Source organism: Maricaulis sp. (genome assembly GCF_048270265.1).
In the GTDB taxonomy this organism is placed as follows: domain Bacteria; phylum Pseudomonadota; class Alphaproteobacteria; order Caulobacterales; family Maricaulaceae; genus Maricaulis.
Genome location: NZ_JBLWTD010000018.1, coordinates 26,408 through 51,262 on the forward strand (window position 1 = coordinate 26,408; position 24,855 = coordinate 51,262).

22 protein-coding genes are annotated in these 24,855 nt (G+C 64.7%); 19 read left to right on the forward strand and 3 right to left on the reverse strand.

Annotated features, from left to right (window positions below; translation table 11 throughout):
• Position 1 precedes the first annotated feature (1 nt).
• The 18 genes from mraY (at position 2) to ACN0YF_RS10535 (ending at position 21,055) form a co-directional block, all read left to right on the forward strand.
• Positions 2–1,105 (forward strand): phospho-N-acetylmuramoyl-pentapeptide-transferase, encoded by a 1,104-nt coding sequence (gene mraY, locus ACN0YF_RS10450; RefSeq protein ID WP_417482277.1) that lies wholly within the window; start codon positions 2–4, stop codon positions 1,103–1,105.
• A 3-nt stretch (positions 1,106–1,108) separates the two neighbouring features.
• Positions 1,109–2,533, forward strand: a complete 1,425-nt coding sequence (gene murD / locus ACN0YF_RS10455) for a UDP-N-acetylmuramoyl-L-alanine--D-glutamate ligase (protein WP_417494332.1) — start codon at positions 1,109–1,111, stop codon at positions 2,531–2,533.
• The gene (gene ftsW / locus ACN0YF_RS10460) at positions 2,530–3,657 is read left to right on the forward strand and encodes a putative lipid II flippase FtsW (protein WP_417482275.1); all 1,128 of its coding nucleotides are present in this window, start codon (positions 2,530–2,532) and stop codon (positions 3,655–3,657) included. Before murD ends, ftsW begins: the two co-directional genes overlap by 4 nt.
• Positions 3,654–4,760: an undecaprenyldiphospho-muramoylpentapeptide beta-N-acetylglucosaminyltransferase gene (murG, locus tag ACN0YF_RS10465; RefSeq protein WP_417494333.1), complete on the forward strand. Its 1,107-nt coding sequence runs from the start codon at positions 3,654–3,656 to the stop codon at positions 4,758–4,760. Before ftsW ends, murG begins: the two co-directional genes overlap by 4 nt.
• Positions 4,757–6,163, forward strand: a complete 1,407-nt coding sequence (gene murC / locus ACN0YF_RS10470; RefSeq protein WP_417494334.1) for a UDP-N-acetylmuramate--L-alanine ligase — start codon at positions 4,757–4,759, stop codon at positions 6,161–6,163. The genes murG and murC overlap by 4 nt, the downstream gene beginning before the upstream one ends.
• A complete protein-coding gene (gene murB / locus ACN0YF_RS10475) occupies positions 6,121–7,092 on the forward strand; it encodes a UDP-N-acetylmuramate dehydrogenase (RefSeq protein ID WP_417494335.1) in 972 nt (323 codons plus the stop codon). Before murC ends, murB begins: the two co-directional genes overlap by 43 nt.
• Positions 7,089–8,003 (forward strand): D-alanine--D-alanine ligase, encoded by a 915-nt coding sequence (locus ACN0YF_RS10480; protein ID WP_417494336.1) that lies wholly within the window; start codon positions 7,089–7,091, stop codon positions 8,001–8,003. The genes murB and ACN0YF_RS10480 overlap by 4 nt, the downstream gene beginning before the upstream one ends.
• Positions 8,004–8,122: 119 nt before the next feature.
• Complete coding sequence (locus tag ACN0YF_RS10485) at positions 8,123–8,899, forward strand: cell division protein FtsQ/DivIB (protein ID WP_417494337.1); 777 nt, start codon at positions 8,123–8,125, stop codon at positions 8,897–8,899.
• Complete coding sequence (ftsA, locus tag ACN0YF_RS10490) at positions 8,896–10,221, forward strand: cell division protein FtsA (protein ID WP_417494338.1); 1,326 nt, start codon at positions 8,896–8,898, stop codon at positions 10,219–10,221. Before ACN0YF_RS10485 ends, ftsA begins: the two co-directional genes overlap by 4 nt.
• Positions 10,222–10,325: 104 nt before the next feature.
• The gene (locus ACN0YF_RS10495; protein ID WP_417494339.1) at positions 10,326–10,724 is read left to right on the forward strand and encodes a hypothetical protein; all 399 of its coding nucleotides are present in this window, start codon (positions 10,326–10,328) and stop codon (positions 10,722–10,724) included.
• Between the two features lie 137 nt (positions 10,725–10,861).
• Complete coding sequence (ftsZ, locus tag ACN0YF_RS10500) at positions 10,862–12,442, forward strand: cell division protein FtsZ (protein ID WP_417494340.1); 1,581 nt, start codon at positions 10,862–10,864, stop codon at positions 12,440–12,442.
• A gap of 124 nt (positions 12,443–12,566) precedes the next feature.
• The gene (lpxC, locus tag ACN0YF_RS10505) at positions 12,567–13,466 is read left to right on the forward strand and encodes a UDP-3-O-acyl-N-acetylglucosamine deacetylase (protein ID WP_417494341.1); all 900 of its coding nucleotides are present in this window, start codon (positions 12,567–12,569) and stop codon (positions 13,464–13,466) included.
• 110 nt (positions 13,467–13,576) lie between these two features.
• A complete protein-coding gene (locus ACN0YF_RS10510) occupies positions 13,577–14,407 on the forward strand; it encodes an outer membrane protein assembly factor BamD (protein ID WP_417482265.1) in 831 nt (276 codons plus the stop codon).
• A gap of 27 nt (positions 14,408–14,434) precedes the next feature.
• Positions 14,435–16,132, forward strand: coding sequence for a DNA repair protein RecN (gene recN / locus ACN0YF_RS10515; RefSeq protein ID WP_417494342.1), 1,698 nt, complete (start codon positions 14,435–14,437; stop codon positions 16,130–16,132).
• A 153-nt stretch (positions 16,133–16,285) separates the two neighbouring features.
• Positions 16,286–17,548 carry an alpha/beta hydrolase gene (locus ACN0YF_RS10520; RefSeq protein WP_417494343.1) on the forward strand — a complete coding sequence of 421 codons (1,263 nt, stop codon included), beginning with the start codon at positions 16,286–16,288 and terminating at the stop codon, positions 17,546–17,548.
• 78 nt (positions 17,549–17,626) lie between these two features.
• Positions 17,627–18,100 carry a hypothetical protein gene (locus tag ACN0YF_RS10525; protein ID WP_417494344.1) on the forward strand — a complete coding sequence of 158 codons (474 nt, stop codon included), beginning with the start codon at positions 17,627–17,629 and terminating at the stop codon, positions 18,098–18,100.
• Positions 18,101–18,189: 89 nt separating this feature from the next.
• Positions 18,190–20,298: an NAD-dependent DNA ligase LigA gene (gene ligA, locus ACN0YF_RS10530; protein WP_417494345.1), complete on the forward strand. Its 2,109-nt coding sequence runs from the start codon at positions 18,190–18,192 to the stop codon at positions 20,296–20,298.
• A gap of 148 nt (positions 20,299–20,446) precedes the next feature.
• The gene (locus ACN0YF_RS10535; RefSeq protein WP_417494346.1) at positions 20,447–21,055 is read left to right on the forward strand and encodes a 3'-5' exonuclease; all 609 of its coding nucleotides are present in this window, start codon (positions 20,447–20,449) and stop codon (positions 21,053–21,055) included.
• Between the two features lie 152 nt (positions 21,056–21,207).
• On the opposite strand, the gene ACN0YF_RS10540 is transcribed toward ACN0YF_RS10535, so the two are convergent.
• Positions 21,208–21,738 carry a hypothetical protein gene (locus ACN0YF_RS10540; protein WP_417482261.1) on the reverse strand — a complete coding sequence of 177 codons (531 nt, stop codon included), beginning with the start codon at positions 21,736–21,738 and terminating at the stop codon, positions 21,208–21,210.
• Complete coding sequence (locus ACN0YF_RS10545) at positions 21,738–23,576, reverse strand: aminopeptidase P family protein (RefSeq protein WP_417494347.1); 1,839 nt, start codon at positions 23,574–23,576, stop codon at positions 21,738–21,740. Before ACN0YF_RS10545 ends, ACN0YF_RS10540 begins: the two co-directional genes overlap by 1 nt.
• A 150-nt stretch (positions 23,577–23,726) precedes the next feature.
• Here ACN0YF_RS10545 and ACN0YF_RS10550 point away from each other — a divergent pair, with 150 nt between their 5' ends.
• Positions 23,727–23,903 (forward strand): hypothetical protein, encoded by a 177-nt coding sequence (locus ACN0YF_RS10550; RefSeq protein WP_417482259.1) that lies wholly within the window; start codon positions 23,727–23,729, stop codon positions 23,901–23,903.
• Positions 23,904–23,931: 28 nt separating this feature from the next.
• Here ACN0YF_RS10550 and ACN0YF_RS10555 read toward each other — a convergent pair whose 3' ends face one another.
• Complete coding sequence (locus ACN0YF_RS10555) at positions 23,932–24,792, reverse strand: 50S ribosomal protein L11 methyltransferase (RefSeq protein WP_417494348.1); 861 nt, start codon at positions 24,790–24,792, stop codon at positions 23,932–23,934.
• Positions 24,793–24,855 lie beyond the last annotated feature (63 nt).

A 24,855-nucleotide genomic window follows, 5' to 3' on the forward strand; every position in this document is an offset into this window, starting at 1 on the left:
CATGCTGTACTTGCTGTTTGCGCCAATGGCGGACGATTTCCAGATCGCCAACCTGTTTCGCTACATCACCTTCCGCTCCGGCGGCGCATTGATGACGGCGATGCTGATCGCCTTCGTTTTCGGCCAGCCGATGATCGGCTGGTTGCGGCGCAAGCAGGGCAGGGGGCAGCCGATCCGCGCTGAAGGTATTGAGCGCCATGTGATCGAAAAGGCCGGCACCCCGACCATGGGCGGTTTCCTGATCCTGCTCGGGGTGATGGTTGGCACGCTGCTCTGGGCCGATCTGAGCAATGCCTATGTCTGGATCGTGATTTTCGTGACCGCCGGTTTCGGCATTATCGGCTTCATCGACGATTATCAGAAGGTCACCAAGCAGACGACGGACGGGCTGGGCAGCAAGCTTAAACTGCTTGGCGAGTTCATCATCGCCCTGATCGCGGTGTGGTGGGCGACGGCGACGGCGACGGCCAACGGGATGGATCCCGCCGTGACGACATCCATCAGCTTTCCCTTCTTCAAGGATTTCCTGCTCAATCTCGGCCCGCTCTTTCTGGTGTTCGGCTGTCTGGTGATTGTCGGTTCGGGCAATGCGGTCAACATGACCGACGGGCTCGACGGTCTGGCCATCGTGCCGGTGATGATTGCGGCCGCGACCTTCGGCGTCATCGCCTATGTCGTCGGCCGGGTCGATTTCGCCGAATATCTGCAAATCCTCTACACGCCGGGGACCGGTGAAATTCTGGTCTTCTGCAGCGCCCTGCTGGGGGCCGGACTCGGCTTCCTGTGGTGGAATGCACCGCCGGCCATGATTTTCATGGGCGATACCGGTTCGCTCTCCCTGGGCGGCGCGCTCGGCGTCATCGCAGTCGCAGTCAAGCACGAGATCGTGCTGGCCATTGTCGGCGGGCTGTTCGTGCTGGAAATGGTCTCGGTCATGGTCCAGGTCGCCAGCTTCAAACTGACCGGCAAGCGCGTCTTCCGCATGGCGCCGATCCATCACCATTACGAGAAAAAGGGCTGGGCCGAGCCGACCATCGTGATCCGTTTCTGGATCATTGCGGTGATCCTGGCGCTGGTCGGCCTTGCCACACTCAAGCTGAGATAGGCGATGATCCCTGTCCATGCCTTCAAGGGGCGCCGTGTTGCCGTCTTCGGGCTGGGCCGCACCGGCCTTGCCACCATCCGTGCCTTGCTGGCCGGCGGCGCCGAAGTCTCGGCCTGGGATGATTCCGAAGCCTCGCGCGCCGCTGCCGAGGCGCAGGGCTTCGTGCTCGACGATCTCAATCGCCGCGACTGGGGCGATATTGCAGCTTTGGTGCTTTCGCCCGGCGTGCCCCTGACCCATCCCAAACCGCACCGCATGGTCGAGCTGGCCCATGCGGTCGGCGCGCCGGTGATCGGCGATATCGAGCTCTTCGCCCTGGAAGTGCAGGCCATGCCGGCCAAGCGGCGGCCGAAAATCATCGGCATCACCGGCACCAATGGCAAATCCACCACCACGGCCCTGATCGGCCACATCCTGCGCGAGGCCGGACGCAATGTGACCGTGGCCGGCAATATCGGCGATGCGGTGCTGGCCCAGGACCCGCCGCGGCCGGGCTCGTATTTCGTGCTGGAGCTTTCCTCCTACCAGATCGATCTGACGCAGAGCCTGCAATGCGATGTCGCGATCATGCTCAACATCACCCCGGACCATATCGACCGGCATGGCGATTTCGCCGGCTATTTCGCGGCCAAGCAGCGCCTGTTTGCCATGCAGGGCCCGCAGGGCGTTGCCGTCATCGGGGTCGATGATGCCGAGACCAGTGATTTCTATTCGCGGCTGAGGATGCAGCGCCCCGACGCGCAATTGCTGCCGATTTCCTCCGGTCGCGTGGTGCCGCACGGTGTCTATGCGCTCGGCGACCAGGTCTATGAGGCGCTCGGTGTCGCGCCGCAGTCGGTGATGCAGCTGGAGCGCGCCCGCGCACTGCCGGGCCGTCACAATGCCCAGAATATCGCCGCCGCGCTGGCGACTGTGCGCATGCTTGGCATTGGCGCCCGCGTCGCCGCCGATGCGATCGCGAGTTTTGGCGGACTGGCGCATCGCCAGGAACAGGTTGGCGAGCTGGGCGGCGTGCGCTTCATCAATGACAGCAAGGCGACCAATGCCGAGGCCGCGATGCAGGCCCTGGCCTGTTATGATCCGATCTACTGGATCGCCGGCGGCCGTCCCAAGGCAGGCGGGCTGGAGGTGCTGAAGCCCTTCTTCCCCCGGATCGCCAAGGCCTATCTGATCGGCGAGGCCGAGGGCCGCTTTGCCCGCGAACTCGACGGCAGGCTGGCCTATGAGCGTTGCGGCGATCTGGCGACCGCCACTGCGGCGGCCTGCCGCGATGCCCTGGCCGATGGCCGTCCCGGCGCAGTGGTGCTGCTGTCACCGGCTGCGGCCTCCTTTGACCAGTTCGCGAATTTCGAGGCGCGCGGTGATGCCTTCCGCAGCCTGGTCGCCGGCCTCGACGCGCCGGTCAGCGATGCGGAGACGGGGGCATGATCGTCTGGCTGCCGCGGGCCGTGGCCTCCTGGTGGCGCGGCATTGACCGGACCCTGTTGTTTGTCATCCTGGCACTGATCACCACCGGCATTGTGCTGTCGATGGCCTCCAGCCCGGCGGCGGCAGCGCGGCTGGGCCTGGACGACCCCTTCCATTTTCTCTACCGGCAGGTGGCCTTCTCCCTGATCGGCGTGGTCGCCATGCTGGCGATATCGAGCCTGAACCCGAAAGGGGCGCGGCGGCTGGCCGCCCTGGTACTGGTCGGGGCTTTCGTGTTGATGCTTGCGACCTTGCTGGTCGGCTATGAGGTCAAGGGCGCGACGCGCTGGCTGCGCTTCGGCTCCTTTTCGCTGCAGCCCTCGGAATTCCTCAAACCCGCACTGCTGGTCACGGTCGCCTGGCTGTTTGCCGAGGAAAAGCGCGGCGCCCCCATCCCGGGGCGGCTGATTGCGTTTGGCATCTACCTGGCGGCTGTCGGGCTGTTGATGGCGCAGCCGGATTTCGGACAATCAGTATTGCTGACCTTGTGTTTCGGCGGCGTCTTCTTTGCCTCCGGCCTGTCCTGGCTGTGGGTCTCCGTCCTCGGCGGACTGGCCGTGACCGGTTCGGGACTGGCCTATCTGACAATGCCGCACGTGGCCGCGCGGGTGCAGAGCTTTATCAATCCGGAAAACAACGAGACCTATCAGATCGACCGCGCCATCGAGGCGATCTCGCGCGGCGGGCTGACCGGGGTCGGGCCGGGCGAGGGCGAGGTGAAGCACCTTCTGCCGGACGCCAATACCGATTTCATCTTCTCCGTCGCGACCGAGGAATTCGGCCTTCTGGCCTCGCTGTCCATCATCGGCCTGTTCGCCATTCTGGTGACGCGCGCCTGGAACCAGGCGATGCGCCTGAATGACCATTTTGCGCAGCTGGCGGTGGCCGGCCTGGCGCTGCAATTCGGGCTGCAGGCGCTGATCAACATCTCTGTGAACTTGAACCTGATCCCGCCGAAGGGCATGACATTGCCATTCGTTTCCAATGGAGGGTCGTCCATGCTCGCCCTGACTTTTGCGGCTGGCCTGATGCTGGCATTCACGCGCCGCCGTCCCGGTGCCTATTCCATGCAATATTCCGCATGACCCCGCGTCGCTGTCTGATTGCTGCCGGTGGTACCGGCGGGCACATGTTTCCCGCTCGCGCCGCCGCCGAGGCGCTGATCGCGCGCGGCTGGCAAGTGCGCCTGGTGACCGATGCGCGCGGGCTCAAGCACACGGTGGATTTTCCCGCCGTGGCGATTGACGAGATCCATGCCGCCAGCCCGTCGACCAAGAACCCGGTCAAGATGGCAAAGGCCGCCCTGGAGCTGGGCAAGGGGCTGAGCGAGACACGCGCCATCATCAAGCGCTGGAAGCCCGATGTCGTGGCCGGTTTTGGCGGCTATCCCGCCTTTCCGGCGCTGGCAGCCGCCCAGACGATGGGCATCGCCTATGCCATCCATGAACAGAATGCCGTGCTCGGCCGCGTCAATCGTGTCTTCGCGGGACGGGCGGGCTTTGTTGCCTCCGGTTTCGAGCGGCTTGACCGGCTCTCGGCCCAGGGCCGCAAGCACCATCTGCTGACCGGCAATCCGCTGCGCCAGCCGATCCTCGATGCCCGCGCCGCCGGCTATACGCCGATCACGCCGGACGGGCGGATCAATCTGCTCATCCTCGGCGGCAGTCTCGGCGCGCGTCTCTTGTCAGAGACCGTGCCGGCGGCGATCACAAAACTCCCGGAATCGCTTCGTTCCCGCCTTGATGTGGTCCAACAAACCCGGGAAGACTCGCTGGCTATGGCGCGAGATATCTACCAGGCCTGCGGCGTGAACGCCCGATGCGAACCCTTCTTCGAGGATGTCGGCGCGCTCTATGCCGCCTCGCATCTGATCATCGCCCGCGCCGGGGCCTCGACCGTGTCGGAGATTGCCGGTGTCGGACGTCCGGCGATCTTCTGCCCGCTGGCGATTGCCGCCGATGATCACCAGAGCGCCAATGTCGAAGGCCTTGTCGACGCGCTCGCCGCCGACACGCTGCCGGAAGCCGAATTTACCGCCGAGCGTCTGGCCGGCCTTTTGCAATCCCGCCTGTCTGATCCGGTGGATCTGGCCGAGCGCGCCGCTGCTGCGCGTTCGCTGGGCCGCCCCGATGCCGCACAAGCACTGGCCAAGGCCGTTGAGGGCCTGGTTCGAGGAGCACTGACATGAAATTTGCCGCTTTGCCTTTCCCGGTCGGCCCGGTCCATTTCGTCGGCATTGGCGGCATTGGCATGAGCGGTATCGCGGAGGTGATGCTCAATCTGGGCTATGCCGTGCAGGGCTCGGACATCAAGGCCAATCCCAATGTCGAACGCCTGCGTTCGCTTGGCGCGACGGTGGCGATCGGTCATGCCGGCGAGAATGTGACCGGGGCGGGCGCCATCGTCGTGTCTTCGGCGATCCGGCCGAACAATCCCGAACTCGTCGCAGCGCGCGCCGCCAAGATCCCGGTCGTGCGCCGGGCTGAAATGCTGGCCGAGCTGATGCGGCTGAAATTCGCCGTCGCCGTCGGCGGCACCCATGGCAAGACCACCACGACCTCGCTGGTCTCGGTGCTGATGGATGCGGCGGGTGTCGATCCGACGGTGATCAATGGCGGCATCATTTCCGCCTATGGCTCCAACGCCAAGGTCGGTCTGGGCGACTGGATGGCGGTTGAGGCGGACGAGTCCGACGGCTCCTTCCTGAAGCTGCGCGGCACCGTCGCCATCGTCACCAATATCGATCCGGAACATCTTGAGCATTACGGTGATTTCGACACGCTGCGCGAAGCCTTCTACCAATTCGTCGAGAACCTGCCCTTCTATGGCTTCGCCGTGCTCTGCACCGATCATCCCGAGGTCCAGAGCCTGGCCAGCCGGGTCCAGGATCGGCGCGTCATCACCTATGGCTTCAACCCCCAGGCTGATGTGCGGGTGGAGAATCTGCGCTCCGACGCCAAGGGCGCGACCTTCGATGTCTGTTTCCGCATTCGCGGCCAGGAAGCGGAGCGCTGGAGCGATGTCTTCCTGCCGATGATGGGCGAGCATAATGTGCTCAACACGTTGGCCGCGCTGGCGACGGCTCGCGAGCTGGGCCTGACCGAGGCGGCGGGCAAGAAGGCGCTGGCCGAGTTCGGCGGCGTCAAGCGGCGCTTCACCAAGACCGGCGAGTGGAAGGGCGCCAGCATTGTCGATGATTACGGCCACCATCCGGTCGAGATCACGGCCGTGCTGAAGGCCGCGCGCCAGGCGTCCACCGGCAAGGTGATCGCCGTGATGCAGCCCCACCGTTTCAGCCGCCTGCACGATCTGTTCGACGATTTCTCGACCTGTTTCAATGATGCCGACAGCGTGCTCGTCGCCGATGTCTATACCGCCGGTGAAGACCCGATCGAGGGCTATGACCGCGACCATCTGGTCGAGAGCCTGCGCTCCCACGGCCATCGCGATGCCAATCCGGTGACCCGCGCCACGGTCGCCGCCGAAGTGGCCAGCCGCGCCGCCTCCGGCGATGTCGTCGTCTGCCTCGGCGCCGGCGATATCACGCAATGGGCCTATGCCCTGCCGGGAGAGCTGGAGGCGCTGGGTTGAGCCTGATTGAGCGCCTTCCTCCGGTTCGCGGCAAATATATTGAAGCAGCGCCCCTGAAAGACATCACCTGGCTGCGCGTGGGCGGTCCGGCGCAGGTGCTGTATCTGCCCGCCGACGAGTCCGACCTGGCGCGCTTTCTCGCTGAAACGCCCGATGAAATTCCTGTGCATGTGCTCGGTGCCGGCTCCAATACGCTGGTGCGCGATGGCGGTGTGCCCGGCGTGGTGATCCGGCTGGCGGGCGCTTTTGCGAAAACCGAGGCGCTCGGCGAGAACCGGCTGCGCGCCGGGGCCGGGGCGCTCGACAAGATGGTGGCGAAGGCTGCGGCCAAGGCCGGGATTGCCGGGATGGAATATCTCGTCGGTGTACCGGGCACGATCGGCGGCGCCCTGCGGATGAATGCCGGTTGCTATGAGCAGGAGACCAAGGATGTGGTCGTCGAGGTCGTGGCCCTGGACCGCGCCGGACGCCGCATCATCGCGAAGCGCGACGAGCTGGCCTATGATTATCGCCATAGCGGTGCGCCGGCGGACTGGATCTTTGTCGAGGCCGTGCTGCAGGGCACAGCCGATGACCCCGCCGCCATTCTCGAACGCATGGACGCCATCACCGAGCGGCGCGAGCGCACCCAGCCGATCCGCGAGAAGACCTCCGGCTCGACCTTCGCCAATCCGGACGCGCCGGGCACGCCCGATGCGCGCAAGACCTGGCAATTGATCGACCAGGCCGGCGGCCGCGGTCTGCGCGTCGGCGGGGCGCATTTTTCCGAGCAGCACTGCAATTTCCTGATCAATGACGGCACGGCCACCGCGGCCGATCTGGAGGATCTCGGGGAAGAGGTGCGCGCGCGCGTCAAACACAAGTCCGGCGTGGAATTGCGCTGGGAAGTCAAACGCATCGGGGTGCGGGGCAAAGGGGAATCCGAATGACCAAACGTGTCGCTGTTCTGCTCGGCGGGCTGTCGCCCGAACGTGATGTTTCGCTGGTGTCCGGCCGCGCCTGCGCCAAGGCTTTGCAGACAAAGGGCTATGATGTCGTCGAGATCGATGCCAGCCGCGATCTGGCACAGCAGCTCAAGGACGCCAATCCGGACATCGTCTTCAACGCCCTGCACGGCGAATGGGGCGAGGATGGCATGGTCCAGGGCGTGCTGGAGCATTTCGGCAAGCCCTATACCCATTCCGGCGTGCTCGCCTCGGCGCTGGCCATGGACAAGCAAAAAGCCAAGGCCGTGCTGCGCGCCGCCGGTATTCCCTGCCCGGAAGGCCTGATCGTCAACCGGTTCGAGGCCGCCAAGACCCACGCGATGAATCCGCCCTATGTGGCCAAGCCCAATGCGCAAGGCTCCTCGGTGGGGGTGCATATCGTGCTCGAGGGTGCCAACCGTCCGCCCGCCGAGCTGGGCTCGACGGCCTGGGCGCTGGGCGATGAGGTTCTGATCGAACGCTATATCCCCGGCCGCGAACTGACCGTCGCCGTGATGGAGGATCGGGCGCTTGCCGTGACCGAGATTATCCCCAACACGACCTTCTATGATTACGAGGCAAAATACGCCGCCGGTGGTTCGACTCATATTTTACCTGCCGATGTTTCGCCGGAGATTGCGGAACTTGCACGCGAATTGGCTTTGCAGGCACACGCGGTGCTGGGTTGCCGGGGCTTGACACGGACAGATTTCCGATACGACGAATCAGCAAATCCGCCGCTATGGTTACTCGAAATTAACACCCAACCGGGCATGACTCCGACTTCATTGGCGCCAGAACAGGCGCTCTTCTGCGGGATTGAATTCAATGATCTCGTGGAGTGGATGGCGGAGAATGCGTCGTGTCGAAGGTAGCACGTGGCGGGTCGCGAAAAGCACCCCGTCGCAAGTCTAACCACCGGTCCGCCGCGGTGTCTGCACCGCGGCGTTTGCGTAATTGGGCTGAAGCCCAACTGAGAAGTGCGCGTTACCGAGTGGCAAATGCAGCCCGTATGGGCGCGATGGCGGCTGCCGCACTCTTGCTGGCGACCGTCGCCGGTCTGGCCCTGTTTGGTCAGCTCGACGATGTCGTGCGCCTGGGCGGCGACAAGGTCACCATGCGGCTGGCCGATATGGGCTTCGCCGTGCGTTCCGTGGACGTGACCGGTGCCGGCGAGGAGATTGCCCATTCCATCGTTGTCGCAACCGAAATCTATGACGGGCAATCGCTGTTCTCGGTCGATCCCGGCGAGATCCGTACCCGTGTTGAAGCGCTCCCCATGGTGCGCTCCGCGACCGTCGCGCGCCTTTGGCCCGACCGGATCTCGATCGTGGTGGAAACCCGTGAGGCCTTCGCCCTCTGGCAGGTCGACGGCGTGCTCAATATTATCGACCGGGACGGTGTCGTGCTGGCCGAGGCTGATGTCATGAACCCGCCGGACCTGCCGCTGGTGGTCGCCGAGGGCGCCAATGAAAGCGCCGTCGAGATCGTCGAGGCCCTGGCCCTTCATCCCGCTATCCGCTCCCATGTCATCGGTGCGGTGCGGGTGGGGGACCGGCGCTGGAACCTGCGCCTCGACAGTGGTGCCGATGTGAAATTGCCCGAGGGCGATGTCCAGGCCTCGGTCGCCATTCTGGCGCGCCTGCAGGCCGAGCGCGGTATTCTGCGCCTGGCGGCTGAAAGTTTTGACCTGCGCGGGCAGGGTGATTTGATTGTCAGAGCCTTGCCCGACCGGGCAGCGGCGGCCGGCATGCGGGAGCATGAAGCATGAGTGTGTTCGAGTTTTTCCGCCCCCAATCCTCCCAGAACGGCGGCAATGGCAAGGCGCCCGGCGTCTGCGCCGCGCTTGATGTCGGCTCCTCCAAGATTGCCTGCTTCATTGCCAAGACCGATCAGACCATTGCCGGCCCGCGTCCGCGCGTGATCGGCGTCGGCCATCAATCCAGCCGCGGCGTCCGCGCCGGCGCCATCGTTGATATGGACGAGGCCGCCGAAGCCATCCGTGCCGCGGTCGAGCAGGCTGAACGCATGGCCGGTCAGGCGGTCAGCTCCGTCACGCTGACCCTGTCAGCCGGTCAGCCGACCAGCACTCGTCTCGGCGCCGAAATCGATCTGCCGCAGCGTGAAGTCACCGAGCGCGATCTGCGCCGGCTGCTCGATGGTGCCCTGTCGGAATTTGCCGTCGCCGATCGCGTCGTGCTGCACGCTATCCCGCTTGCCTGGTCGGTCGATGACCATCGCGGCATCCGCGATCCGCGCGGCATGTTCGGGCGCACGCTCGGCGTCGAGGTGCATGTCATCACCGCCGCCATCGGGCCCTTGCGCAATCTGATGACCTGCGTCGAACGCTGCCATTTCGATCTCAAGGGTGTGGTCGCCACGCCTTATGCGTCCGGCCTCTCGGCCCTGGGCGATGACGAAGTCCAGCTCGGTGCCACCCTGATCGATATGGGTGCTGGCGCCACGACGGCTGCCGTCTTCGCCGAAGGGGCCCTGCTGCACATCGACACCGTGCCCGTGGGCGGTTCGCATGTGACCTCCGATGTGGCGCGTGGCCTCTCGACGCCACTGGCTGCCGCCGAGCGTCTCAAGACGCTCTACGGTTCGGCCCTCGACAGCCCTGACGACGACCAGCAGATGATCGAGGTGCCCTCGGTGACGGGTGACCGGATCTATGGCTCCGCACCGCGCTCCCTGCTCAATTCCATTATCCGGCCACGGCTGGAAGAAACCTTCGAACTGATCCGCGACCGGCTCGACGCCGCCGGGGTCAGCAAGACCTCCGGGCGCCGTCTGGTGCTCACCGGTGGGGCAGCGCAACTGCCTGGCACCGGTGAACTGGCGGCGCGCGTGTTTGGCAAACAGGTGCGCATTGCCGGGCCAAGCGGTATCACCGGCCTGGGCGATGCCGTGTCCGGTCCGGCTTTCAGTGCGGTTGCCGGCGTAGTGCGCCGCGAGACGCGCGGCGCCGCCGAGGCCATCGCCGGGCCGCCGCGCCTGGGCGTGACCTCCGCAGCCCGTATCCGTCGTGACCCGGCCCGTGAAGCGGCGCGCGGCGGCGCAGTCTGGCGCTGGTTCGCCGAGAGCTTCTGAGCTGACCGGGCAGGGCTGCCCAGCTCATAATCAATGACCCGGCCGGTAAGTATATCCGGGGAGCGGATGCCCTATATCGGACCTGTTCAACACAGGTCCGCATCATGTCTTTCAGTCGCATCATCCCTCATCGCGCCGACGGCTATGTCGAAGCCGTCTTTGACGGTCACGAGGACTGGATGTCTGCGGTCCAGCATATCGAGCAGATCGTCGCCCTGTTCGACGAGATGGACGTCTACCGCGTACTGATGGACTTCCGGCGCGTCGATATGCGCATTGCCGTGGTTGAAGCACCTGATGTTGCCCGGCTTTTCCACAAATATGCCTATCACGAGATGAGCTTCGGCATCATTCCGCCGGTCAAGGCCCGCGGCATGACCACGGTCGAGAGATTCGCCGAGTGTATGGAGCGGCTGGGCCATACGGTCCAATATCTCAACGCCCCGGCCGAGATCGATGCGTGGACGGACTTGAATGCAGGCGCACGCCGCCGCGCCGGCTAGTTTTGCCGCGTGCCCCGCTGACCAGCCTGTACCTTTTTCCCGAAATGTCGGGGTGCTTAACTCTCGCTTAAGCGTCGCGGGAGGAAACTTCATGGTGAATCGATTATTACCCGCACCAGCCGGCCACGAGGTCTCGCATGACGTTGAATCTCTCCATTCCTGAAACGACCGAATTGCGGCCTCGCATTGTTGTGTTTGGTGTCGGCGGTGCCGGCGGCAATGCCGTCAACAACATGATCGAGGCCAAGCTCGAAGGGGTCGACTTCGTCGTCGCCAATACCGACGCCCAGGCGCTGACCCGGTCGCAGGCTGAAAAGCGCGTCCAGATGGGCGCTGCGATCACCGAGGGCCTCGGCGCCGGTGCCCGTCCGGAAGTCGGCGAGCAATCGGCGGAAGATTCGATCGACGAAATTCGCGAGCATCTGGCTGGTGCCCACATGGTCTTCATCACCGCCGGCATGGGTGGCGGTACCGGTACCGGCGCAGCACCCGTTGTGGCGCGCGCGGCCCGGGAAATGGGAATCCTCACCGTCGGTGTGATCACCAAGCCCTTCCACTTCGAGGGCACGCGCCGCATGAAACTCGCAGAGGCCGGCATCGGCCAGCTGCAGGATCATGTCGATACGCTGATCGTGATCCCGAACCAGAATCTCTTCCGCATCGCGACCGAGAAAACCACCTTCGCCGAAGCCTTCTCCATGGCTGACCAGGTGCTGCATTCCGGCGTCCGCGGCATTACCGACCTGATGGTGATGCCCGGCCTGATCAATCTCGACTTCGCCGATGTCCGTTCCGTGATGAACGAAATGGGCAAGGCGATGATGGGGACCGGCGAAGCCTCTGGCGAAAAGCGCGCCATCGAGGCCGCCCAGGCAGCCATTTCCAATCCACTGCTCGACGACGTCTCGATGCGCGGTGCGACCGGCGTGCTGATCAACATCACCGGCGGCTATGACATGACGCTGTATGAAGTCGATGAAGCCGCCAACGAGATCCGTTCCGAAGTCGATCCGGAAGCCAATATCATTGTCGGCTCGACCTTTGACGAAAACATGGAAGGCTCGATGCGGGTTTCCGTGGTCGCTACCGGTATCGAGGCTGAAGCCGCCGTGGTTGATCCGCGTTCGCGCCTGCGCGGCACCGCTGCGCCTGCCGAGCGCACGCCCAATGATGCCATCCTGCCCTGGAAGCGCACCAATTCGGATCGTCCCGGACGCGTTGCTGCCGAAGCCAAGCCTGAGCCCGTCGAGCGTTTTGAAACGCCGCGCGAAGCCCAGACCGAAGCCCTGCCGATGGCCGTCGGTGCCGAGGAACTGAGCGAGGCTGTCGCCCGCACCTCGGACGACTCTGATCACGACCCTTATGTTGCGGAAGCTGCTGACACGCATCTCGCCGCCGCCCAGACCCCGCAGGTCCGTGTCGACCAGGCGCGCCTGGCCGAGGAAGCCGCAACGCTGAATGCGCGCTATGAACAGCGCCGTGCGACCGAAAGCCCGTCCCGTGCAGCTCCGGCTGCTCCGGAAGAACCCAAGCGCGGTGGTTTCTCCCTGTTCGGACGTCGCCGCAAACCGGCGGAACCGGCACCGAAGGCTGCTCCGACAACCCGCAATACCGGCGTACAATCAACGACTCGCATGTCGAGCGGCGATCTGTTCGGCGAAAGTGTGGACGAGGGCGATCTGGAAATTCCAGCCTTCCTGCGCCGTCAGGCCAACTAGGGCCGGTTTGCCGTAACAAACCGCAACAAAGCTTTAGTTGAATGATGACGCCGCATGTCGTTCTGTGCAGGCGAGGGGCGACGCAAGTCGCTGATTGTTGAACCAGAAAAGACGGCGTTGTGTTGTGATTTACCGGCAAACATTGGCGGCACCTGTAGTGTGCGCAGGCATTGGTCTCCATACCGGGGAGCGTGTGCGCCTCGTGCTGAAGCCGGCTTCGACCGGCGCCGGGATCTGCTTCGTCCGTTCCGACATCACCGATCGTGACAATCGCATCGAAGCGCGCGCCGACAGTGTTGCGGCCGTGCGTCTGGGTACGACGATCGCCAACGCGGCCGGCGTTTCGGTTGCGACGGTCGAACACCTGATGGCGGCCCTGGCCGGCCTCGGTGTCGACGATGCGATCGTGGAAATCGACGGGCCGGAACTGCCGGTGATGGATGGCTCTTCGGCCCCCTTTGTCGATCTGGTCAACCAGGTCGGTCTGAAACAACTCGCCGCGCCGCGCCGCGCCATCCAGGTTCTCAAGCCTGTGGTGATCGAATCAGAAGGCCGCCGCGCCAGCTTCCTGCCGGCGCTCAAGTCGATGATCGAGGTCGAGATCAATTTCGAACACAGCGCTGTGGGCAATCAGTCCTGCGTGTTCGAAGTGACGCCTGAAATCTTCTCCACCGACATTGCAGCCGCCCGGACCTTCGGTTTCCGCAAGGATCTCGACGCGCTGCTTGCTGCTGGCCTGGCTCGCGGCGGATCGATGGACAATGCTGTCGTGCTTGACGATGACGGCGTGGCCAATCCGGAAGGCCTGCGCTTCGACGACGAGTTTGCGCGCCACAAGGCGCTCGATGCGCTGGGCGATCTTTACCTTGCCGGCGCGCCGATTATCGGCCGTTACCACGCCCAGCGTCCGGGCCATGCGATCAATAATCTGGCGCTGCGCGCATTGCTCGCTGACAAGTCGTCCTGGAAAATGGTTACAGTGCGTGACGCTTGCCAGCACGACGTGGCGATGGCCAACTCCTGATATTGCGGCGGTTGACCTGACGCGGCTCTTTTGTCGCGGCGCATGATCCGCTACAAGCATTTCTGGACCGGCGGTCATTCGATCGCCCTAGCTGTTGAGCCGTGTTCAATATGACCTTTTTGTCGCGTTTGCTGCCGACTGTATTCCTGTCCCTTCTCGTCGCTGCCTGCGCGGGTGGACCGGACACCTCGGTGGCTTATGTCGAGCGTCCGGCAGAGTCGATTTATGCCGATGCGTTCGCAACGATGGAGCGGGGCCAGTACCAGCTCGCCGCCGCCCAGTTCGACGAGGTCGAGCGCCAGCATCCCTATTCCGAATGGGCCCGCCGCTCGATGCTGATGGCGGCCTTTGCGAATTACCAGGCCAACAAGTATGACGAGGCCGTCTCCGACGCCCAGCGCTTCATCTCGCTGCACCCGGGCAATCGCAGCGCGCCCTACGCCTATTATCTGATCGCCATCAGCTATTTCGAACAGATCGTCGATGTCGGCCGTGACCAGCAAATCACCCAGCAGGCGCTCGATGCGCTGCAACAGGTGGTGCGCCGCTATCCCGAGAGCCGCTACGCCACCGATGCGCGGCTGAAGATCGACATGACGCGCGACCACCTCGCCGGCAAGGAAATGGATATCGGCCGCTGGTATCTGCGCCGCAATTACCATCTCGCCGCAATCAACCGGTTCCAGAACGTGATCCGCGATTACGGCACCACCTCGCATGTGCCCGAAGCGCTGCACCGTCTGGTCGAGGCCTATGTCTCCCTCGGCCTGGACAGCGAAGCGACCCAGGTAGCTTCGGTGCTCGGCTACAACTTCCCGGGCAGCGACTGGTACCAGAGCAGCTATGATCTGCTGACCCGTGAGGGGATTGCGATCGAGGAAGGTATCGACCAGCGCGATCCGTCCTTCATTGACCGCGCCATGCAGCGCATCTTCGGCTAGTTTGGGCAGGAGGTGCGATCGCTCTGAATGCTGCAATCGCTCTCGATCCGGAATGTTGTCCTTATCGACAGTCTCGACGCCGGCTTCGACCGGGGTCTGTGTGCCCTGACGGGCGAGACCGGCGCGGGGAAATCCATTCTGCTCGGCGCCCTGGGCCTGGCGGCAGGCGAGCGCGCCGAACGCGGTCTTGTGCGTGCCGGCACTGAAGAGGCTTCCGCCACCGCCGAATTCGATCTCGCACCCGGTCATCCGGCCTGGGCCCTGCTCGAGGAGGCCGGTCTGGTGATCGAGCCCGGCGAGGCGCTGATCCTGCGCCGCCGTCTGGCCGAGGATGGCCGCAGCCGTGCCCATATTAATGATCAGCCCGCCAGTGTCGGCCTGTTACGCAGCCTCGGCGATGTCCTCGTCGAAGTGCATGGCCAGCATGATGGCCGCGGCCTGCTCGATCCGAAAACCCACCGCAGCCAGCTGGATGCCTATGCCGGCAATGCGCCGCTCCGGGATGCCTGCCGCAAGGCGTGGGCGACCCTGGCGCAGGCGCGCTCCAGCCTGGACGAGCTGGTGCGTGCCCATTCGGCCTCGACCGAGGAGCAGGACTTCCTGCGCCATGCCCTGGGAGAGATCGACAAGCTGCAGCCACGCGCCGGTGAGGAAGCGGCCCTGGCCGAGGAACGGCAATTCCTGATGGGCGCGGAACGGGCGCTGGGCGATCTGCAGGAGGCCCAGGATGCACTGGCCGGGGATGGCGGCGGGCTTGAGGGCCGGCTCAATCTCGCGGTGCGCGGGCTGGAGCGGGTGCGCGACCAGATCGGTGAGGCCGGCGGGGCTGCCGGCGACGCGCTGGATCGGGCCGCAGCCGCGATCGACCGCGCCCTGATCGAGTTTACCGAGGCCGGCGACGCCCTGACCGATGCGGCTCGGGCTTTCGAGATCGAGCCGGGTCAGCTGGAAAGCGTCGAGGAGCGCCTGTTTGCGCTGCGGGCGCTGGCGCGCAAGCACGAGGTTGATGTCGATGAATTGCCGGCTCTGCATATCCGCTTCGCCAACCAGCTCGATGCCATCGAGAATGCCGGTGAGCGTATCGCCGAGGCTGAAAAGAGTGTGCAGGCGGCCGAGGCTCTCTATCGCGATGCGGCGGGCGCCCTGACGCGCTCACGCGACAAGGCGGCGCAAAAGCTGGCCACCGCCGTCGCTTCCGAATTGCCACCGCTGAAAATGGACAAGGCCCAGTTCCGTGTCGCCCTGGTCACCGATGCCGAGCACGGCGGGCCCGAAGGCTGCGACACGGTCCGCTTCGAGGTCTCGACCAATCCGGGCGCGCCCTTTGGTGCCCTCGACAAGATCGCCTCCGGCGGCGAACTCTCCCGCTTCGGCCTGGCACTCAAGGTCGCCCTGGCGGGCGATGATGATGGCCGTGTGCTGGTGTTCGACGAGGTTGATCAGGGTGTCGGCGGCGCTGTCGCCGATGCGGTCGGGCGGCGGCTGAAACGCCTCGCCAAGACCGGTCAGACCCTTGTGGTCACCCATAGCCCGCAAGTCGCTGCCCTGGCCGATCATCACTGGAAGATCGTCAAGGAAGATGATGGCAAGGGCGGCGTCCGCACCGTTCTGCTCCAGCTCGATGGCGAGGCACGCCGCGAGGAAATCGCCCGCATGCTCTCCGGCGCCGAAGTCACCGACGCGGCACGGGCGCAGGCCGACCAGTTGATGGCGGTTCAGGCCTAGCCAGGCCAGGCGCAGTGGCCCGGTTCGAGATCACGGCGGATCACATCTTCGCGCTTTCCCGTTTCGAGCTTCTGTCTCGCAGGTGCTTCTGTTAGGCCCGTAGCAGCTGCCCAGCGGTGAGTATCGCCGGGGCAGGCGCTGCCAGAGGCCCAAATGAACCGTTTCAGTCTGATTTTCCTGCTCTTCACGCTCGGTGCCTGTGCGCATCCCTATCCAGGCGCGGTGTCACCGAACCCCTGGACACGCGCGGCAGAGGCCGGGTCCGAGACGGGCATCGCCTCGCAAACGGCGCTGCCGACACTCCTCTATGTCACCGACCGCGCGCCGGCTGTCGGCGAGGGATACGGGACGGACAGGTCCAGCTCGATGGCCTTCGGCTCCCTCCGGATCGACGTGACCAATATGTCGGCCGCGGCCTATTCCGGCTATATGTCCGGCACGGACCGGTCCAGTCGCGCGCCGCGATATGAGCTCGCCGATATTGTCGAAACGGTCCGCTTTCCCGGCACACCGATGCCGTTCTCGCTTCAGGGCGGCGCCATGCGCCGCGACCGGGCGGCCATCCTGGCCGACCAGACCGCGCGCCGGGATTTCAGTCGCGCCCTGTCTGACGAACTCGCCGCACGGGGCACCGGGAAGGTCGTGCTGTTCGTGCACGGCTTCAACAACAGCTTTGAACGCGGTGCCTTCTCCCTGCTGGAATTGTGGGCGGCGTCCGGCTGGGACGGTCTGCCCGTCCTGTTCAGCTGGCCGACGGGGGAGCCGAATGTGCTCAGCTACTTCGGAGACACCCAGGACGGTGAGTTCTCGGTCTTCCACCTCAAGGAAACGCTGCGCCTGATCGCGGCGAACGAGGATGTCGACAAGGTGGTCCTGATCGCGCACAGCCGCGGCGCCTCGATCGCGACGACTGCGCTCCGTGAGCTGCTGATCGAGTCGCGGGGCGCTGGCCTGTCGATGCTGAATACCTATCGCATCAACACTCTGATCCTGGCAGCGCCGGACATTGACCTGGGCGTGATGGAGCAGCGCCTGGTGGCGGAAATGTTTGGCATCGGCTTTGGCCAGATTGACGTCTATCTCAACCGGAGTGACGATGCCCTGGGCGTCTCGGGCTGGCTGTTTGGCGGTGTCCGCTTTGGCTCTCTGGGACCGGAACAGCTTTCGGCCGAGTCGCGATCCGTATTCCAGGGCGTGGATTCCGTTCACTTCATCCTCGTCGACGATGCCCGCGGTGAAGCCCGTCACAATCACTTCCGGCTGCATCCCGGTGTGCTCTCCGACATCGCCATCACCATGCGCACCGGGGCTGAACCGGGCGACCCGGAACGGCCGCTGGAACATCTGGACCTCAATTTCTGGCGCATCAATGAGGGCTATACGCCGCGATTTGCGGGCGACGGGGCTGAAGAGTGAGATATCGGCGGCGGGCAGGGGCCTCGGGTTTCTCTCGGCTGGTGAAGCGGGGGGATGACATGGCCCGGCGGGTTGAAAATGAATAGTGGCCTGTTGATCTACCTGCTGGCGCTCGCGCCGGCACTGCTTCTGCTGCGCTCCCTGCAGGTGCTGCGTCGCTGCGTGAACGATATCAGGTTCCGCCGCCGCGCCCTGGTGCAATTGCCGATCCTGATCCTCGCCGCCCCGTTCGTGATCACCCTGATCATGAGCGGGGAGTCGCAGCTGGATTCCGGTTTCATCCTGCGCACCTTCTCGACGGTCGCCCCTGTCGGGATGAAGGACTTGTTCCTGTTCGCCATTGATCAGACGGGGCGCGGTGCCTTGCTCGATTTCATGGAAGTGTTCGGGATCCGTGCCTCGCCGCTTGTGCACAGCTGCAACTCGATCCTGTTCTGCATTTCCATGCTGATTTACCGGACCGCCATCGGCCTGGCGATTTCCGTCCTTGCCCTGTCAGTCGGGCTGGAGGTCCACAGGGGCTGGCGGGCCTGGCGGCAGCTTGATCGGTGAATGACGGTCGAACCGGGCGCCCGCAATGCTATTGTGCCGGCTTGTGATCGTGCCCGTATTCGATTCGGGGCCGGGGTTCGGGGTCGGGAATGAGTGCTTTGAAAGATGTCGGGTCTCTCAGCGAGGCCGAGGCGAATGCAGAGCATGCGCGGCTGGCGCGTGAAATCAGCCGCCATGACAAGGCCTATTACCAAAACGATGCGCCCAAGGTGTCGGATGCCGTCTATGACGCGCTGCGCCAGCGGCTCGAGGCAATCGAGGCGCGCTTTCCGCAACTGATCGACCTGTTCAGCCCGACCCAGCGCGTCGGCGCCGCACCCTCGGGCAAGTTCGGCGAGATCACCCATGCCGTGCCGATGCTCTCGCTGGGCAATGCCTTCAATGATGAGGATGTCGCCGATTTCGTCGGCCGCGTGCGCCGTTTTCTCGGCCTGTCCGATGACGAGCCGGTGGCCATCACCGCCGAGCCCAAGATTGACGGGCTCTCGGCCAACCTGCGCTATGTGAAGGGCCAGCTTGTCTCGGCCGCGACGCGCGGCGATGGCACGACCGGCGAGGACGTCACCGCCAATATCCGCACCCTCAAGGACATCCCGCAAACCCTGCCGGGCTCGAACTGGCCTGAAGTGGTTGAGGTGCGCGGCGAGGTCTATATGAGCCATGCCGATTTCGCGGCACTCAATGAGCGCCAGGAGGCCGCCGGCAAGCCCGCCTACAAGAATCCGCGCAATGCCGCCGCTGGCTCCCTGCGCCAGATCGATCCGAAGATGACGGCCCAGCGGCCGCTGAAATTCTTCGCCTATGCCTGGGGAGAGCTGAGCGAGCCTCTGGCGGCGACCCAGATGGAAGCCGTTAGGCGCTTTGCCGACTGGGGTTTTTCGGTGAACCCGCTGATGCAGCGCTGTGACAGCGTCGAGGCCCTGCTTGCCGTCTATCGCGATATCGAGGCCAGGCGCGCCAGCCTGGGCTATGATATCGACGGTGTCGTTTACAAGGTCGACCGGCTCGACTGGCAGGCCCGCCTCGGCCAGGTTGCTCGTGCACCGCGCTGGGCCATCGCCCATAAATTCCCCGCGGAACAGGCGACCACCGTGCTCGAGGGCATCGACATCCAGGTCGGCCGCACCGGCTCGCTCACGCCGGTAGCGCGGCTGAAACCGGTCACCGTCGGCGGTGTCGTCGTCTCCAATGCGACGCTGCACAATGAGGACGAGATCGCCCGCAAGGATGTGCGCGTCGGCGACACGGTCGTGATCCAGCGCGCCGGCGACGTCATTCCCCAGATCGTGCGCGCGGTCGATGCCGAGAGGCCGGGGCGGGGCGAGCCCTTCGAGTTTCCGACGACCTGTCCTGTCTGCGGCAGCCATGCCGTGCGCGAGCATGACGAGAAGACCGGCAAGCTTGATGTCGTGCGCCGCTGCACCGGCGGGCTGATTTGCGCCGCCCAGATCAAGGAGCGGCTGCGCCATTTCGTCAGCCGCAAGGCCTTCGATATCGAGGGCCTCGGCGCCAGGCAGATCGAGGCCTTCCATGATGAGGGCCTGATCACCGAGCCGTCCCACATCTTCACCCTCAAGGCGCGCAATGAGGCGGGCGAAATCATCCCGCCGATCCAGGAGCGCGAAGGCTGGGGCGAGACCAGTGCCAATAATCTCTTCGCCGCGATTGAAAGCCGGCGCACGATTGCCCTGTCACGGCTGTTGAATGCGCTCGGGATCAGGCATGTCGGCGAGAACACCTCGACCCTGCTGGCGCGCACCTATGGCAGCTGGGATGCGTTCAGCGCAGCGGCGCAAAACCTCTCCGACGAGACCGTGCGAGCGGAAATGCTGGGCATTGACGGCATTGGCGAAACCGTTGTCGAAGCGCTCGACCAGTATTTCTCCGAGCCGCATAATCGCGATCTGCTGGCGCGCCTGGTGGAACAGCTCACCATCGAGGATGCGCAGGCCGTCGCCAGTGACAGCCCGGTGGCCGGCAAGACGGTGGTCTTCACCGGCGCGCTGGAACGCATGACGCGAGACGAGGCCAAGGCCAAGGCACAATCGCTCGGCGCCAAGGTGGCCGGGTCGGTTTCGGCCAAGACGGATCTGGTGGTGACCGGGCCCGGTGCCGGTTCGAAGGCGAAGAAGGCGGCCGAGCTGGGGGTGGAGATGATCAGTGAGGACGAGTGGTTCACCCTGATCGGGGAGGGGTGAGCGCTACGGCTTCACCGGCTCTGCCTTCTGCGAGGGCACAGCTTCCTGAGGACGAGGAGTCCCTGCTTTTCTCCGAAAACGAGCTTGTCCCGAAGGCCGAACGGGCCACACTGCCGAGTGGCGTCCAGGGCATTCGGGGAATGGCTCAATGAGAATGGTGGCGATCGACTTCGAAACCGCAAATGAGCAGCGAGGCAGTCCATGCTCCGTCGGGATCGCGGTGTTCGAGGGGCGCGATCTGGTCAATTCGCAGGAATTCCTGATCCGCCCTCCGGAAATGCGGTTCAGCTCCTTCAATATCGGCATTCACGGTATCCGTCCGTCTGATGTGGAGGATGCGCCCGACTTCCGGGAGATACTGGATCAGCTCACGGCGATCATTGGCGGCTCGCTGGTCGTTGCGCACAATGCCTCGTTCGACATGAGCGTCATCCGCCATACGTGCGAGCATTATGGCCTTCAATATCCGCAGCTCGAATACCTGTGCACGATGAATGCGGCCAAGGCGGCTTTCCCGGACATGGACCGCGTCAAGCTGAACCTCCTGGCAGCCCGGTTCCAGTTCGAATTCAACCATCACCGTGCCGAAGACGATGCCCGTGTCTGCGGGCTTGTCGCCGGTGAGATCGGAAAATCCCATGGCGATGGGTGTTTCTACGAGGCGTGCCAACGGCTTCGCATCGTTCCCGGGCGTCTGGCGGGCCGTGGATACCAAGCCTGCACCGGGCCCACCGCGCGAAGACCGCGCCGGGTGTAGAGGCGCGACGAAGCCAGGGCGCAATCGCCTGGTGCCCAGGTGGCGGGCAGCGTTTCGGCCAGAACGGAGCAGGTGGGCGGCGGTGCCGTCTGCAAACTCTCCCAGCCGGGATTTACCGGATCCTCTCATCGCGGAGAGGGAGTGCGTGGCAGCTATTCGGGTTCGCTCACCAGCCGGTACACCCCGTCAATCCGCGGCTCGCCCACGGCCTCGAGATAGCTCAGCAATATCCCGCTCAGCCGGTCCCAGTCATTGACCTTGCAATAGCCTGCTTCGCCCTCGGCCTGGGTAATGTCGTAATCGTCGAGCAGGGCCTGTTCGAGCTCGCTGCAGGCGGGCTGGTGATAGGTGATGATCCCGTCGGGATAGATCCACACCAGGCCATAGACCCAGTTGTCATCATCGGGCTTCATGGCGGCGTAAATGCCCGGCGCCAGTTCGCGCAGGCGAACATTGTCGTGCGGAAAGTCGACCACTTCGGAATGATAACTGGCACCGCGCCGGCGCACTTCGCCGCGCCACATCGGCTGGTCGAAGGGCGTGCCGTCGGTCAGATAGGGCGTGTGGGTATAGACGCCATTGGCGATCGGGAATTCCGCCGCACGGCGGGTGATCAGCGGCCGTTCCGAATAGAAACAGCCGCTCAGGATCAGTGCCGCAAGGACGATGGCGAAGCGCGACACTAGGGTGTGGCGCCGGCAAGCGGCTCGGTCGCGCGGTGCAGCCAGGCCGCCGTTTCACCCCCGACCAGTGGCGCGATGCGTTCGCGCACTTCGGCGTGATAGGCGTCCAGCCATTCCATTTCCGCCGGGGTCAGGGCGGTGACATCGATCAGGCCGCGATGGATCGGCGCCATGGTCAGGCTTTCAAAGCCGAGCATCGGCCGTTCGCCGCCCTCGATCATCTCTGCCTCGGTGACGAATTGCAGGTTCTCGATCCGGATGCCATAGCCGCCTTCCTTGTAGAAGCCGGGCTCGTTGGACAGGATCATGCCGGGCTCAAGAGCTACCGCATTGGGCGATTTGGCGATGCGTTGCGGGCCTTCATGCACGCCGAGGAAGGCGCCGACGCCGTGGCCGGTGCCGTGATCATAGTCAAAGCCGGCTTCCCAAAGCGGCAGGCGCGCCAGGATGTCGAGCTGGGTGCCCGTCGTCCCCTTGGGGAAGCGCACGCGCGCCAGGGCGATATGGCCCTTGAGGACGCGGGTGAACTGGGTGCGCATCTCGGCCGTCGGCTGGCCGATCGGCACGGTGCGGGTGATGTCGGTGGTGCCGTCGGGATACTGGCCGCCACTATCCACGAGATAGAGCGAGCCGGGCACGAGCTTGAGATTGCTGGCTTCCGAGACCCGGTAGTGCGCGAAGGCGCCATTGGCCTGGGCGCCTGAAATCGTGTCGAAGGACAGGTCGCGCAGTTCCGGCAGGGTCTTGCGGATGGCTTCCAGCTTGCGCGCGGCGATGATTTCATCGACCTCGCCGGTCTGGGCCGTGGTGTCGAGCCAGTGCAGGAATTTGACGATGGCGGCGCCGTCGCGGATATGCGCCTGGCGTGAGCCTTCGATCTCGGCGGCATTCTTGGTCGCCTTGGGCCGCATCACCGGGTCTTCCAGCTTCTGCACGCTGGCCCCGCCGGCACCGAGCCGTTCCAGCACCCAGGCCGAAGCGGTCGAGGGATCGACGCGGACGGTCTTGCCCTTCAGCTCGGACAGGCCGGCCTCGAACTCGGTCTCGGGGCGCAGGGCGACCTGGTTGCCGAGATGGCTGCGGGTCTCGTCGGTGATCTTCTCCGGGGCGACAAACAGGGTCGCGGTGCCGTCCTTGTTGATGATCGCGGAGGAGAGGGGCAGAGGCGAGCGCGAGACATCGCCGCCACGGATATTGAACAGCCAGGCGATCGAGGGCGGGGCCGTGATGACGGCGGCATCGGCGCCGCCGCGTTCGATGGCAACACCGATGCGGTGGCGCTTGGAGGTGTGGTCCTCGCCGGCAAACTCGAGCGGTTGCGGGTTGATCTTCGCCATCGGTGCGGCCGGACGGTCGGTCCAGGCCAGATCGATCGGATTGGTCTCGACCGGTACCAGCTCGACCTTGGCCCGCATCGCGGCGGTCTTGAGCAGGTCCAGAGCGGCAGGGCTGTGCAGGCGGGCGTCATAGCCGATCTTCTCGCCCGGCTTGCCGTGTTCCTCGATCCAGCCATACATGCCCTGGTTCACCAGGTCGCAATAATCGAAAATCTCCGGGTCGGCCTGCTGCCGGACCTGGCCGGTATAGCGGCCATCGACAAAGATTGCGGCGCGGTCGGCCATCACGATGGCGGCGCCGGCGGAGCCGGAGAAACCGGCAATCCAGAGCAGGCGCTCATTGCAATCGGGCAGATACTCGTTGTCATACTCGTCCTCATGCGGGACGAGAAAGCCATCGAGGCCGAGCTTTTTCAGCTCTGCGCGCAGCTTGGGAACATTGTCGCGGCCATAGTGAAAGCCGCCCTTTACGTCGAAAGTCTGGGAGATCATCTGGGTCATTGGGGCAAGCTAGGCCCGACGGCGACGGGTTTCAATGCCTGTCATCGGCGGCATGCATTTGCGCAGGGCGGCCCTGCAGCAACGGGCCTCCACACTGGCGCCAAAGCGGCGCAAACGCTCGCCAACGACTGACCGCGCCGTGGCGCAAGAATGAGAGAATTTCCAATGTATTCGATGATGGATGAAGTCCTGCGCCTCAATGGCTGCGACAGCTTTTCACGCACCCTCGACCGCTCGCGCGAACGCGCCGGCGTGCGGGTCCGCGCCCGCAATCATGATGTCGACGGCTTCCTGTCGGCCTGTGGTCTCAAGGCCCGCCGCAAATAATTGTCGTCCCCCGCTTGCGGGGGACGCGTCACGCTTTCGTCGCCACCAGGGTTTCCCAGCCTTCCAGCGGCGTACGGCGCTGGATATTGAGGCCGGTGACGCGATAGGCGTCACTCACCCAGCCCGCCTGTTCCGTCAGCAGACCGGACAGGATGACCCGTCCGCCCGGTGCCAGCGCCGCGGCGATGCCCGGGGCCAGCTCGACCAGCGGGCCGGCAAGGATATTGGCGAAGATCAGCTCGAACTCGCGCCCGGCCAGTTTCGGATGGTCGAGCCCCTCGGCGACGAAGCAATCAATCCCCGGCGTGCCGTTCTTGGCGCAATTCTCGGCGCTCTCCTCGACCGCTTCCGGGTCAATGTCCGAGGCAAGGATTTCCGCATCGGGCAGGACCTTGGCCGCTGCGATGGCAAGGGCCGCCGTGCCGCAACCGAGATCGAACACGGTCTTCGGGTTGAAGCCCGCATCGAGCATTTCATCAAACGCAATCAGGCAGCCGCGCGTGGTGCCGTGATGGCCGGTTCCGAAAGCCGGCCCGGCCTCGATCTCGATCCCGATCTGGCCCGGCGCCACCGCCTCGCGGTCATGGGCGCCAAACAGCACGAAACGTCCGGCATCAACCGGCTTGAGGCCTTCTAGTGAAATCCGCACCCAGTCCTCGTCCGGCATCGGCTCGACGGTGATGGCGGTATTGCCGGCGAGGCCCGAGGCCGCGCGGAAGGCGGCCTCGTCGGGACGCGCCTCGAACAACACATCCATCCGCGCCGCATCGCCTTCGTCGAACAGCAGCCAGGACAAGGCTATCGGCGGATAGGCCTCATCCAGCCGTTCGACGGCATCGCCCAGTGTCTTGAAATCGGCAAAGGCGGTCAGGCGCCAGATCGTGCTCATGGGGATGTCCTTGGCTGGTGTGGCGCGGGTTTGGACCGGCGGGGTGGGAAATTCAAGAGGGCC